Here is a 13069-nt window from a genome sequence, read left to right on the forward strand (position 1 = left end):
GTGTATAATGATTATAAGAAAAGAAACCGGGCGCCGCAAGAAGCTGGCTGCATCGGTTTCCAAATTTTTGGGGATGGAGGTAATTCCTATTTTTGATTGGCTTCAGGACGCGCTGGATACGAACTTTGAGGTAGTGCGCATATTAAAGGAGGGGCCGCGGAGCAGCGTCCGCCTGATCCGGCACGTGGCCACAGGGAAACGCTTTATTCTGCGCCGCTTTCAGGGCAGCGGGGAGGTCTACCAGCGGCTGCTGAGCTGCTCCAGCCCAAACCTTCCCATGATTTTCGAGGCGGCGTCCCAGGGAGAGAGAAACCTGGTTGTGGAGGAATTTGTGGAGGGCGACACCCTGAGTTTTCTCTTGAAGGACGCCCTGTTCCAGCCCTGGGAGGTCCGCAAAACGGCCAGGCAGCTGTGCCAGGCCCTGTGGGTGTTGCACTCTATGGCGGCGGTTCATCGGGACGTCAAACCGGAAAACGTCATCCTCCGGGGGAAAGACGTGGTGCTCATCGACTTTGACGCCGCCCGGATCCACAATCCAGACCAGAACAGCGACACCCAGATTCTGGGTACGGTGGGCTTCGCCGCGCCGGAGCAGTATGGCCTGTCCCAGTCGGATGTCCGGACAGATATTTACGCCATGGGGATTCTGATCAACATCATGCTCACAGGCGAGCACCCCTCCAAACAGCTGGCGGAGGGCAGCCTGGGGCGCGTTGTCGGCCGGTGTACCCATGTAAACCCGCAAAAGCGGTATAAAAACGTCCTGCGCCTGATGGACGCGCTGTGACGGAAGGGAGGATTCAGATTTTGAACCATACCTGTCCCTACTGCGGGGCCTCGCTGCATGAAGGGGCTTCCTTCTGTCCTTATTGCACACACAGCGTCAACCGGCGGACAGAGGTCTTTCCTCCTCGGCATATGCCGAGGAGGGCGATATATATCGCCCTCCTGATAATTTTTTCTGCCGCTCTGGTCCTGGCATTGTCCAGATGGCGGAACAGCCGCCCGAACGTCTTCGACAACGGCGGCACCGAGGTAATCTACACCGCGCAAGGGGTAGACTATCAGTTGTGTATTGCCCGGGCCGACGACCCCTTCACCCCGGCCAACCGTGAACGCTATAACGACGGTGCAATAGAGGAGAATTACCGCTACCCCGTTTTGCTCTATACCAATTTGGCAGACGGTGAGACCTTTGCCGCTGAAACCTTTCTGGAGCAGGTGGACAGTATCACCGCCGAGGTGTCCAGCCTGGATGAGCAGCTGCAGATGACCTGCGCCCAGCCTGTGCGCAACACGGACTATGTCCCCAATACCGCAGCCATCGTCTATATCAATTGCCTCATAACTGGCCTTGGCCGTCACTCCGCAGAGCTGACCATCTCGATCCACATGAAAAACGGCGATGTGATCCGGCTCCATCAGACACAGGTGGTGGACGGTTATATGACGTATCACTACACTGCGGACGATGCGCCTATGGACACCGCTGCGGATCTGCAGGCCCTTCTGGCGCGGATTGCGCGCACAACGAGCGCGGAGGAGCAGGTTAATATCTATCTCCCGCCTGTAACCTATACACAGCCGCTGGAACTGGACGGGCGGCCGGTCAATTTCATCGGCAGTGAGGACGCGGCGGGGAACCGCACCACTTTTGCCGCGCCTGTCTCCATTACAATGCACAGCGGCAGCGTTCTTGTCTGGGAGAATATTGATTTTGCGGGGCCAGGCAGCGGCACAGGGCTGTCCCTCTCCGCCCGGGTCCACCTGTGGAATTGCCGGATTGCTGGATGGGAGACCGGTGTGCTGGCCCACACCAACGCCTGGATCAACGCCGATGATTGTGTGTTTGAGGATAATTCTGTAGGCCTCCATTTTAACGCAGAAAACGGCTCTCCTTCCGACACCGGGTATGCTGAAAATGTTTTCCGGAACAACGGCACCGCCCTCCTGCTGGAGCGGGTCCCCACTGATCTTTCGCTGAAATTTCCCGGTTCCCGCTTCACCGGAAACACAGCGGACATTGACAACCGCTGCAATCAGCCGCTGGAGCTCTCCAGTACGGTTTTTGAGTAAGAGGCGGCCAGGAGAGAACAAAAATCCCTGATAGAAACTTTTGTACGGTTTCTATCAGGGATTTTATATTTCTCGCTGCTACATTTGGCGAAGACGGAACATTTTGACCAGCTGTTTCAGCACAGCGGCCTGGGCGCTGAGTTCCTGACTGGTCGCCGCGCTCTCCTCTGCTGTGGAAGAATTGGTCTGCACGACGCCGGAAATCTGTCCAATCTGATCCTGGATCTGTTCCACCGCTCCCGCCTGCGTCTGCGCATCGGCCGCGATCCCGCTGATGGTTTTCTCGATTCCGCGGGCCCCCGCCACCACGTTTTTCAACTGCTTTGCGGTCGCATCGGCAATCTGTGTGCCTTGATTTACTGCGGCAATGGAGCGCCCGATCAGGGCAGAGGTAGACTGGGATGCCTCCGCGCTCTTGGCCGCCAGGTTGCGGACCTCATCGGCGACCACAGCAAATCCCTTACCCGCGGTACCGGCGCGGGCGGCCTCCACAGCGGCGTTCAGGGCAAGGATATTGGTCTGGAAGGCGATATCCTCGATCGTCTTGATAATTTTTTCAATTTCAGTGGAGCTGTCGGTAATTTCCGCCATGGCATTTACCATTTCCTGCATCTTTTGATTGCCCTCGGCAATCTGAAGGCTCATCCCGTCCACCTGCTCCCGCGCCAGCTGGGCGTTGTCCGCAGTCTGCCTCACGCGCTCTGTTACGGCGCGGATCGTCTCCTTCAGAGCCTCCACAGCGCCGCTCTGCTCCATAGAGCCTTGGCTTAGGGCTTGAGAGGCGGCAGCCATCTGCTCCGCGCCGCCGGAAACATGCCCGGCGCTGGAAACGATTTGTCCTATCGTGCTGTTGAGCTTTTGGAGGATATCATTCAAGGAACTGCGGATGGAGGCAAAATCTCCAACATATTCCTGGGTGATCTGCGCCGTCAAATCGCCGCCGGCAATGGCCTCCAGCAGATTGGATATTTCCCCGATGTAGTTTCTCAGGCGGCTGATCGTATTGTCAAAGCATTGGGACAGAATTCCAATCTCATCGTCGGAATCGATCCCCACCATCATTGTCTGGTGCTGATTCAACCCCAGATCCCCCTGCTCCAAGGTCTGCGCCAATATGGTCAGGCGGAAGAGGGGATTGGAGACAGCCTTTTTTATGTAGCCTCCCACAACCATAATTCCGATGATGATCAGCACAATCCCGGCCAAACAGGACAGCAGCACAGTCAGGCCGATTTGCTGCGTGGCGGAGGACATCGAGATCCCGGCAAAAATCAGGCCGTCAACTTGGCCGTTGGCGTCATAAGTGGGGACATAGGAGCAAAGATGCTGCTCCCCCAAAATAGAGGCCTGCCCCACGTAGCTCCTGCCCTGCCGCAGCACGATCTCTGCAATCTCGCTGGACAGGCGGGTGCCCACGGCTCTCTGCCCGTTTTGCTGGATAGTGGTATACGCCCGCTCATCCCCATGGAAAATGGTAAACTCACACCCCATTTCCTGCTTGAGCGCGTCCAAAAGCGCCGTTTTGTCGTCGCCGGAATAGGCGGACAGCTCGTAAGCCAGCACATTTGTACCGTTTACGCATTCCTTTTGCATCATAGACATGGTGAGCCGGTAGAACATCAGCACACACAGCACAACGACCAGAGTAATGCTCACACCCAGTATGGCCGCGACCAGATTTCCTACCTTGCGGCCAATGCGTTTGCTTTTCTGCTGCTTGCTTCCCTTGTATGCAATAGATTCCATATCTCTCCACTTCCAATTCTAGACTGTATTTGATCTGTGGCCCAGACGCCTTTTCCTCCCAAAAATACTCCGCCGGGCCCTTAATGCGTTGTGTCAACAATCACGATGCTGGAATCCCCCCGCCGGGCCTGCTCCAGTACGGCCTGGGCCAGCACCTGAAACGTCCCGTAGGAGGAGGAGGCGCCGGTGAGCACGTCAATACCGCCCTCCCCCTGCCCCTCCAGAAACTGGTTGGCATAATAGCGGGTGTACTCGTTGGGGTAGGTACCATTCGAATGCAGCATCGTCTGCATATAGGCGTTGTCCCAGCTTTTGATGAAGCCGCTGGCATTCTCCGCGTTGTATTCCACGGAGATAATACTCCCGCCCTTCACCAGAATCGTAACGTATTCCTTCCAGCCGAAATTAAATTCAGCCGCCTGAGCGGTGTAGTAGCCATCCTGAAGGCCGGCCTCACCGCCGCAGGCCGTCAAAAGCGGCGCCATCAGCAACAGGCTCAAAAGAATGGTAAAAATCCGTCTCATCTGCCGCATGTCTCCTTTAAAATAAATTTTTGCACCTGAGACTGGAGCGCTTCGGCCTCCTGCGCCAGCGAGCCGCTGGACTGCTCTGTCTCCCCAGCGTTTTGCAGGTTGCGGTCCGCAATGGCGGAAATGGCATCAATCCGCTCCTCCATGATTCCAAGCGCGGCCTCCTGTCCCTGCACCGCCGCGGTCAGCTGATTCGATATGACGCTGATCTGTGATGAGACATCCGAAATAGCATGGAGGGAGCTGGCGGTATCAGCGGTCAGTACTACGCCGGTCTGGATAATTGCCTGGGTGCTGCGGATCATTTCTGTCGCGCTCCGGGCGGCCTGGGCACTCTTGGTGGCCAGCTGCTTCACTTCATCGGCCACCACCGCGAAGCCCTTGCCGGCGGCTCCGGCGCGGGCCGCCTCTACAGAGGCATTGAGGGACAGGATATTGGTTTGGAAGGCGATATCCTCAATATCCTTTGCGATCTGGGTGATCTGCTGGGCGTTGGCGCTGATGTCATCCATAGCGGAGGACAACGCGGCCATCTGCTCATTGGCGCTTTGGACCCGGCTGGTGATCTCCTCTGTCTGGGCGCGGGTCTGGCTGCTGCTCTGGGTAACGTCTGCCAGCCGCTCCTTCACATGGGTTACCTCATAGACCAGCGCTTCGGCGGACTGGTTCTGCTCCACCGAAGCCTGGTGCAGCTCAGCGGACTGACCATTCAGCTGAGCCGCCATATCCGTGAGCCGTGCGGAGGCGGCGCGGAAGCCAAGCAGCGTTTCGTTCATCGACTCAGTAATCGTATGCAGACTGCTGCGGATCAGTGTGAAATCGCCCTTGTAATCCACATGGGGCTCGGTGCGCAGGTCACCGTCCGCAACCTGCGTCAGCACCTGCTGGATGTCGGATATGTATTTGTTTACGCTTTCCAATGTGGCATCCAGCGTCTGTGTCATGACCTCCAGCTCATCGCCGCTGTGAACAGGCGCCACCTCTGTATGCAGGTCGCCGTTGGAGAGCGCCACCATTCGCTCCGTCACACATTTCACCGGGCTGGAAATCGAACGGGCGAGGCGCAGGACCAATAGAACGGATATGGCCAGCATTGCCACGGTTGCCAACATGGATACCAGCATCGCTCCGTTGATCAGTCTGCCGTAATCCGACTTTGGGATTTGGATCACCAGTGACCACTGCGTTCCTCGGATGGGAGAGAACGCCACCAGCATCTGCTTTCCGTCAATGGGAAATTCTATCGCCCCTGTTTCGCCAGTGGTTACACGGTCCACCGCATCCTCGTTGCCGTCATTAAGCTGAACCAATGCACTTTTATTGAGTGCTAGGGATTGGTCTGGGTGTCCGGTTACGATACCTTCCCGGTTGACCATATAGGCCATTCCTGTTTTTCCCAGATTGATACTGCCGATGACATCGTTCAAGGTGTCATATTTATAGACGCCCACCACATACAGAGCTGTCTCACCGTTCTCTTTCACCGGCATCCCCATGGTAATGCCCAGCTTCCCCTGGTAGATGGTGGAGGGATTGGTCGTAAGATTGTCGGTTTCCTTCAAAAGCGCAAAAAAGCCGCTGTCCAGGCTTTCCGGTGCGCCGTCGATCCCCTGTGTCAGCCGTCCATCCAAGTCATACAGCGCAATCGTGTAAAGCTCATAAATTTCAGCAGCTTCCTCCAGTACGGCCGCGCGATTTTCTCTGGTCGCCGCAAAATCCACTCGGGGCGCCCCGGCTTCATCTGGTTCCATAGCCACAGCTACAGTACCCATTCTGGAATCGCCGGCAATGGTCATCATACGGTCTGCCAGCATATGAATGTTGGCCTCCACCGTCTTAGCCGACTGCCGGGCCATTGGCTGAAGACTGTCCAGCAAAATGCTGTTGGCAAGCGACTGCATGGAGACAGCCATGATAACACAGCATATAACTACCAGCATTAGGATATTAAGCGTGGTATGCCTCAATATCCTTCCATTCAGACTTCGCTTCGTCTCCCGGCTGGCACGGGAGTCCGCCCGCTTCCCCGTCACGATCCTGTCACTCCTTTTCCTGATAATTTTTGTCAATCGGCAGATCTAAAACCGCTGGAACTACCGATCAGACGTTTGACTCCGCGTTGAATTGACGGACGATAGACTTCGGAAGCTAGTGTACCACAAATTCCCTGGAAAGAAAAGTGCTTTTTCTATTGGCGCCGCTGATCTCCAAATAACGCTTAATATTCCTTAAACAGGCAAAATCTACCGCCCGGATGTCCACACTCTCTTGCCTCTCTGGGGCAATTCACCTTGGAGGAAATCCTGACAGTTCCCTTTCACACTATCCCCCTGAAGCCTTCGCAGCTCCCGTTTTCCGACATGCTAAGGAGTACCGCAAGGATTTTGCGGTACTCCTGTTCTTTAGAACCTGTATTCATAACCGGGGGTGCTGGATTGCCAAGGGATTTTGCTGTCCTGCAAGGCAAACAAGCGCAGGAATCCTTTATTTAAATCCGAACAGCATTGCCGCATCGTTTTCGTTACATTCTCCAAACATGCCGGTCCGTGGTAGATACCGCCATGGCTCCGGCATTCAGCGCAGCCACTACGTCCTCCTTTTCGGCAATCAGTCCTCCTGCCAATAACGGAATGTGGGTGGTTTGTGTAATTTTGTAAATCATCTTAGGCATAACGCCAGGTAAAATTTCCAGAAAATCCGGTTTGACATTCTCCAACTTGCTCACTCCGGCCAGCGCCATGGAGTCAATGACAAACAGGCGCAGTATCGTAAACAACCCCAGCTCCCGGGCTCGGGAGATAAAGTTTGGACGGGTAGAGATGATTCCATCCATCCGGGTAGTGTTATGAAGAAAATCTACAATAATCTCTCGATTGGAGGCAAGGCCCGATACCAAGTCAGCGTGAACCATAACGATTTTACCTGCATCTTTCACATTGTCAACAAGCCCGGAAATGGAGCAGATATCGCCAAACAGGAGAAAAACAACCTGGATACTCTCCAGAGACAGGCAGTCCTCCAGTCCCTCCATATCCTTGACTGCCGCAATCACCGGCGAAGCTAATATTGCGTCGTAAAATCGTTGATCCACAACAAAGCGCTCCCTCTCATCCCATTTTTGATGTTTTTTGATATTATACCGGATATTCTCTCCCATCACAACATACCTTTCTCACATTTTTAATACAAAGCAGTCAGATTGACAAAAAGAATTGTAATTATACGGAAAATTTTGATCGTCAATTATGCCAAGGAGAATCGATCAAATTTGTACGGTCTGTCGAATTTAACAAATTCCAGACATCAAATCTTGATTTTTCTCAAACCTATGCTAAAATAAGTACAATCAATAAAATAATGAGACCTATGAGATGAGTGTAGAAGGTCAGAGCAGCGGGAAGCCGTTGCTCTGTCTGGCTACGCTTTTCTTTTTTGTTCCAACCAGTACAGCCGAGATATTGAAGGAGGGAATTTTCGATGTGTTGTAAAACAAAAATGAAAATCGCCCAAGCGCTGCGGCAGCTTATGGAGCAGCGTCCCCTGAGCAAAATCACGGTTCAGGATTTGATGGAGTCTGCGCAAATGAAGCGGCAGAGCTTTTATTACCACTTCCAGGACATATATGATGTTCTGCTGTGGATCTTTGAGCAGCAGATTGGCCAGCCTCTCCGGGAACATCCCGATGCAGGGCTGGAGGAATGGTGCATTCAGGTATTGACTTTATTGGAGAAAGATTGGGATTTTTACCGCCGGGCCTTTTCTGCTCCAGAACAAGTATTGCTGCGCAACTTCTGCGAGGAGCTGGTACGTCCTAAGATCAGTTTGCATCTGTTTCAGGATAAGGATGCGCGGATGCTGCCACGGCCGCAAGCCTTCGTAGTGGAATTTTACACCAAGTCCGCGGTCAGCTACTTTGCAGAACGGATCACAGACCGCAACGCGGTTAATCTGGAAGACGCTCGCCAGTGTCTGCACAGTATGCTATCGGCTTTACACCCCGTCAGATTTACTCAATTTCGTGCGCAAGCCGGATGAATAATCCTAGATCATCTCGGCATTTGATATAATTCAAGCCAGCAAAAGCGTTTTGGAGTTTGCGTTTGTACGTTTGAACCGGCAGGAGCCGGACAGCCTGCCCTCAATTATCACATCCCAAAAGGAGAAATTATGGCAAAGTACATTATGGCATTGGACGCAGGCACCACCAGCAACTGCTGCATTCTCTTCAATGAACGCGGCGAGATGTGCAGCGTGGCCCAGAAGGAGTTTACCCAGTACTTTCCCAAGCCCAGCTGGGTGGAGCACGACGCAGAGGAGATCTGGTCTACACAGTTAGAGGTAGCCCAGGAAGCAATCAAGCGTTTGGGTATTACCGCTGCGGATATTGCCGCCATCGGCATCACCAACCAGCGTGAGACCACTATCGTGTGGGACAAAGCCACTGGCGAGCCAATTCATCACGCCATTGTATGGCAGTGCCGCCGTACCTCGGAGTACTGTGACGCTCTGAAGGATAAGGGCTTGGTGGACCCCTTCCGTTCCAAGACCGGGCTGGTCATTGACGCCTATTTCTCCGGAACGAAACTGCACTGGCTGCTGGAGCACGTCCCCGGCGCTCGAGAAAAGGCTGAGAAGGGCGATTTACTCTTTGGCACAGTGGAAACTTGGCTCATCTGGAAACTGACCAGGGGCCGTGTCCATGTCACCGACTACTCCAACGCCGCCCGCACCATGATGTTTAACATCAACACGCTGGCCTGGGACGACGAGATTCTGGCCGAGTTGAACATCCCCAAGTCCATACTGCCTGAAGTAAAACCCTCCAGCTGCGTCTACGGCGAGGCTGACCCCCAGTTCTTTGGCAGTCCAATCAAGATTAGCGGCGCTGCCGGCGACCAGCAGGCCGCTCTGTTCGGGCAGACCTGCTTCACCCCCGGCGAGTCCAAGAACACCTACGGCACCGGCTGCTTCCTGTTAATGAACACCGGTGAGAAAGCCATCTTCTCCAAGAACGGCTTGGTTACCACCATCGCCTGGGGGTTGGAGGGCAAAGTCAGCTATGCGTTGGAGGGTTCCATCTTTGTGGCTGGCGCCTCTATCCAGTGGCTGCGGGACGAGATGCGGCTCATTGACTCCTCTCCCGACTCCGAATACATGGCCCGGAAGGTGAAGGACACAAACGGCTGCTATGTGGTCCCTGCTTTCACCGGTCTGGGCGCGCCCCACTGGGATCAGTATGCCAGAGGTACTATCGTGGGCATCACCCGCGGTGTGAACAAATACCACATTATCCGGGCAACTCTGGAGTCCATGGCCTATCAAGTCAACGATGTTCTCCAGGCGATGAAGGCCGACTCCGGCATAAACCTGGCCGCCCTGAAAGTGGATGGCGGCGCTTCCACAAACAACCTTCTCATGCAGATGCAGGCCGACATCAGTGGTGCGCCGGTAAACCGTCCTGTGTGTGTGGAGACTACCGCTATGGGAGCCGCCTATCTGGCTGGCCTGGCTGTGGGTTACTGGTCCAGCAAAGAGGATCTCATTAAAAATTGGGCCATTGACCGCACCTTTGAACCCGCCATCACCGAGGAAGAACGCGCCGCCCGCTGTGAGGGCTGGCGCAAAGCCGTCAAATGCTCCTACGGCTGGGCCAAGGAGGACTGAGCCGTGAGTCGGATCGTCCAGCCTTTGTGGCCGAAGGGGTGCGCAAATCTGCCTGATTCGTATCAGTGCAAAAATATTTATTTCATGTATTAAGGAGCGTATCAGTATGGAATCAAGCCCGTATGTAGCATGGGACCTGATGAATGATTTTATGGTAGACGCCTTCAAGGGCTACGGCGTTCCCGAGGAGGATGCCCGGATCTGTGCCGATGTTCTGTTGGAGTCTGACCGCCGGGGCATTGAAAGTCATGGCTGCAACCGGTTCAAGCCCATCTACCTGGACCGGATCAAGAACGGGACTCTGCTTCCCGTCACCAAAATGGATATCGTCAAGGACACCCCTACTACCATAGTCATGGACGCTAACAACGGCATGGGTATGGTGGCCAGCCACAAGATGATGGAGATGCTGATTGAAAAGGCCGCCAAGTATGGCATGGCCGGCGGCGCCATCTACAATTCCACCCACTATGGCATTGCCGGCTACTGGACTACTATGGCTGAGAAAGCTGGAATGATCGGCATTTCCGGCACCAACGCCCGGCCGTCTGTAGCCCCCACCTGGGGCGTGGAACCCATGATGGGCACGAATCCCTTGACCTTTACCATTCCTACCGATGAAGAATTTCCCTTTAACTTCGACTGTGCTACCTCTATTGTACAGAATGGCAAGCTCGAATACTACCAGCGTATTGGACATGAGACTCCTGCTGGGCTGGTCGTCACAAAAGACGGCGGCACTATGACCGATCCCGGCCAGATTTTGAAGGAGATGCGGGCCGGGAAGTGCGCCCTGCTTTCCATTGGCGGCATCGGCGAAGCTACCGGAGGTTTCAAGGGATACGGCTTTACGACTATCGTGGAGATCCTCTCCGCCGCTCTGTCCGGAGGTCCCTTCATGAAAGCGCTGAGTGGTAAAGCGCCCGACGGCAGCAACCAGTTCTATCATTTAGGTCATTTCTTCTTTGTCATCAACCCCGAGTTCTTCATGGGCCTGGATACCTTCAGGAAAACTGCCGGTGACATTTGCCGCGGCCTGCGCGCATCCGAGAAAGCCCCCGGCGCCGAACGCATCTATACCGCCGGCGAAAAGGAGTGGGACGCCTGGCAGGAACGCAGGAACAAGGGTGTGCCGGTCAGTGAGTCTGTTCAGGAGGAGATCATTGGCATCCGGGATGAGTTAGGTCTGGATTACCGCTTCGATTTTGAGAAATAACAGGATACAAGGGAGAATTTATTTATGGATTATGCGAAGGAATCTTTGCGTCTCCACGGCGAATGGAAAGGGAAAATAGAGGTCGTGGCTACCGTCCCTGTCGAAACAAAGGAAGACCTGTCTCTGGCCTACACCCCTGGTGTGGCACAGCCCTGTCTGGAGATTCAGAATGATATCGGCAAAAGCTACGGCCTGACCAGACGGCACAACCTCTGCGCCGTTATCACTGACGGCACCGCGGTTCTGGGCCTGGGCGATATTGGTCCCGAGGCCGGAATGCCTGTTATGGAGGGGAAATGCGTTCTGTTCAAAGCCTTTGGAGGCGTGGACGCTTTCCCGCTGTGTGTGAAAACCAAAAATGTAGATGAGTTTGTGGAAACCGTTTACAATATCTCAGGTTCTTTCGGCGGCATCAATCTGGAGGACATCGCCGCCCCCCGATGCTTTGAAATTGAGCGCAGGCTGAAGGAACGGTGCGACATCCCTGTCTTTCATGACGACCAGCATGGTACCGCCATTATTACCTTGGCTGGTCTGACCAACGCCCTGAAGGTGGTAGGCAAGAAGAAAGAGGATGTGAAAATAGTCACATCAGGGGCAGGCGCCGCCGCTGTCTCCATCGTAAAATTGCTTCTGTCCGCTGGCTTCACGAATGTGACCATGTGTGACCGCAACGGCGCAATTTATCTGGGGCGCGGCGGGCTGAACTGGATCAAAGAGGAAATGGCCCAGGTTACCAATCTGGACAAGCAGGCTGGTTCTTTGGCCAAAATGCTGGCAGGCGCCGATGTGTTTATTGGCGTGTCTGCGCCCGGCACTGTCACTACAGAGATGGTAAAGACTATGAACAGGGATGCCGTTGTATTTGCCTGTGCCAATCCCACGCCTGAGATATTCCCCGATAATGCCAAAGCAGGCGGCGCTGCCGTCATCTCCACCGGCCGCAGCGACTTCCTCAACCAGATCAACAATGTGCTGGCCTTCCCAGGGGTGTTCCGCGGCGCCTTCGATGTGCGGGCCAGCGATATCAACGAGGAAATGAAAATGGCTGCCGCCAACGCTTTGGCAGGATTGATCTCCGATGACGAACTCAATGCCGAATACATTATTCCCAAGGCATTCGATCCCCGCGTCGGCCCTGCCGTAGCCGCTGCTGTCGCACAAGCCGCCCGTGATTCCGGGGTGGCCCGGCTTTCGGTCTGAGGAATCCCACTACAGCAACGGCGGTTTCGCCAACGCTACCCAGGGCATGAGCGAGCTGTACGGCCGGTCCCAGGAGCAGCCGGTCCAGGCAGAGGCGGCGAAAGAGCAGCTTGAGCGTACAAAAAAGACGGCGCGACGGCATTGCTGCACGGTCTTTGTAAAAACAGGCATAAAGCCGGATGACAGAAAGGATGGAACAAATGGATAAGGAGTATGGCAACTACCAGAAGCCCAGAAAAGTGCGCATCGTGGTTGAGAAGTGCCCGGTGGGGCGGGAGGGCCGTCCCTGCCACTGCCACGAGGAGGGACAGGTCTTTACGTTTGACTTCGAGCGCTGCCCCAGCGATTTCTGCGCCGCGGCCTTCCACAATCTGTGGCCCCAGCTGCGGGTGATGGAACTGGGGGGCCGCCATCCCTGGGATGAGACCGCCGGGGTGACCCGGGTGGCCTGCCCGGACCCGGACAAGCCCACCATTTTCCGCATCGAGACCTTTGACCCTGACGAGGAAGAGTGACCAAAACAAGGAGGATCGCCCACTATGAAAAAGAAACAAACCGAAACAAGGAGGAATTACACCATGAAGAAGAAGCTCTTGTCTTTCTTGCTGGCCGGTACCATGCTGCTGGGTCTGGC

General features: G+C 54.8%; 11 protein-coding genes. 7 read left to right on the top strand and 4 right to left on the bottom strand.

Going from position 1 to position 13069, the window contains the following annotated elements; translation table 11 throughout:
• Window positions 1-7: 7 nt before the first annotated feature.
• Window positions 8-787 (top strand): protein kinase, encoded by a 780-nt coding sequence (locus tag D1159_RS07305; RefSeq protein ID WP_243152165.1) that lies wholly within the window; start codon window positions 8-10, stop codon window positions 785-787.
• Between the two features lie 194 nt (window positions 788-981).
• Window positions 982-2076 carry a hypothetical protein gene (locus D1159_RS07310; protein WP_243152166.1) on the top strand — a complete coding sequence of 365 codons (1095 nt, stop codon included), beginning with the start codon at window positions 982-984 and terminating at the stop codon, window positions 2074-2076.
• Window positions 2077-2154: 78 nt separating this feature from the next.
• On the opposite strand, the gene D1159_RS07315 is transcribed toward D1159_RS07310, so the two are convergent.
• The 4 genes from D1159_RS07315 to D1159_RS07330 all read right to left on the bottom strand — a co-directional run bounded on the left by D1159_RS07315 (window position 2155) and on the right by D1159_RS07330 (window position 7443).
• On the bottom strand, window positions 2155-3822 hold the full coding sequence (locus D1159_RS07315) for a methyl-accepting chemotaxis protein (RefSeq protein ID WP_161845022.1): 1668 nt from the start codon (window positions 3820-3822) through the stop codon (window positions 2155-2157).
• 80 nt (window positions 3823-3902) lie between these two features.
• On the bottom strand, window positions 3903-4346 hold the full coding sequence (locus tag D1159_RS07320) for an FMN-binding protein (RefSeq protein ID WP_161845023.1): 444 nt from the start codon (window positions 4344-4346) through the stop codon (window positions 3903-3905).
• The gene (locus tag D1159_RS07325) at window positions 4343-6385 is read right to left on the bottom strand and encodes a methyl-accepting chemotaxis protein (protein ID WP_161845024.1); all 2043 of its coding nucleotides are present in this window, start codon (window positions 6383-6385) and stop codon (window positions 4343-4345) included. The genes D1159_RS07320 and D1159_RS07325 overlap by 4 nt, the downstream gene beginning before the upstream one ends.
• Before the next feature lie 488 nt (window positions 6386-6873).
• Window positions 6874-7443: a glycerol-3-phosphate responsive antiterminator gene (locus D1159_RS07330; protein WP_161845038.1), complete on the bottom strand. Its 570-nt coding sequence runs from the start codon at window positions 7441-7443 to the stop codon at window positions 6874-6876.
• A gap of 386 nt (window positions 7444-7829) precedes the next feature.
• On the opposite strand from D1159_RS07330, the gene D1159_RS07335 reads away from it, so the two are divergent.
• From D1159_RS07335 to D1159_RS07355, 5 genes are all read left to right on the top strand, one after another.
• On the top strand, window positions 7830-8387 hold the full coding sequence (locus D1159_RS07335; protein ID WP_161845025.1) for a TetR family transcriptional regulator: 558 nt from the start codon (window positions 7830-7832) through the stop codon (window positions 8385-8387).
• A 132-nt stretch (window positions 8388-8519) separates the two neighbouring features.
• On the top strand, window positions 8520-10016 hold the full coding sequence (gene glpK, locus D1159_RS07340) for a glycerol kinase GlpK (RefSeq protein WP_161845026.1): 1497 nt from the start codon (window positions 8520-8522) through the stop codon (window positions 10014-10016).
• A gap of 106 nt (window positions 10017-10122) precedes the next feature.
• Window positions 10123-11232 (top strand): Ldh family oxidoreductase, encoded by a 1110-nt coding sequence (locus D1159_RS07345; RefSeq protein ID WP_161845027.1) that lies wholly within the window; start codon window positions 10123-10125, stop codon window positions 11230-11232.
• A 24-nt stretch (window positions 11233-11256) separates the two neighbouring features.
• On the top strand, window positions 11257-12435 hold the full coding sequence (locus D1159_RS07350; protein ID WP_161845028.1) for a malic enzyme-like NAD(P)-binding protein: 1179 nt from the start codon (window positions 11257-11259) through the stop codon (window positions 12433-12435).
• A gap of 200 nt (window positions 12436-12635) precedes the next feature.
• Window positions 12636-12950 (top strand): TIGR04076 family protein, encoded by a 315-nt coding sequence (locus D1159_RS07355; protein WP_161845029.1) that lies wholly within the window; start codon window positions 12636-12638, stop codon window positions 12948-12950.
• The last annotated feature ends 119 nt before the right edge of the window (window positions 12951-13069 follow it).

Origin of the sequence: Pseudoflavonifractor sp. 524-17, from assembly GCF_009935845.1 — a bacterium.
Lineage (GTDB): Bacteria > Bacillota > Clostridia > Oscillospirales > Oscillospiraceae > Pseudoflavonifractor_A.

Excerpts from the sequence above, each read along its gene's own strand:
- D1159_RS07355 (WP_161845029.1), top strand. The coding sequence starts at position 12,636 with ATGGATAAGGAGTATGGCAACTACCAGAAGCCCAGAAAAGTGCGCATC.
- D1159_RS07350 (WP_161845028.1), top strand. The coding sequence starts at position 11,257 with ATGGATTATGCGAAGGAATCTTTGCGTCTCCACGGCGAATGGAAAGGG.
- D1159_RS07305 (WP_243152165.1), top strand. The coding sequence starts at position 8 with ATGATTATAAGAAAAGAAACCGGGCGCCGCAAGAAGCTGGCTGCATCG.
- D1159_RS07315 (WP_161845022.1), bottom strand. The coding sequence starts at position 3,822 with ATGGAATCTATTGCATACAAGGGAAGCAAGCAGCAGAAAAGCAAACGC.
- D1159_RS07345 (WP_161845027.1), top strand. The coding sequence starts at position 10,123 with ATGGAATCAAGCCCGTATGTAGCATGGGACCTGATGAATGATTTTATG.
- glpK (WP_161845026.1), top strand. The coding sequence starts at position 8,520 with ATGGCAAAGTACATTATGGCATTGGACGCAGGCACCACCAGCAACTGC.
- D1159_RS07335 (WP_161845025.1), top strand. The coding sequence starts at position 7,830 with ATGTGTTGTAAAACAAAAATGAAAATCGCCCAAGCGCTGCGGCAGCTT.
- D1159_RS07320 (WP_161845023.1), bottom strand. The coding sequence starts at position 4,346 with ATGAGACGGATTTTTACCATTCTTTTGAGCCTGTTGCTGATGGCGCCG.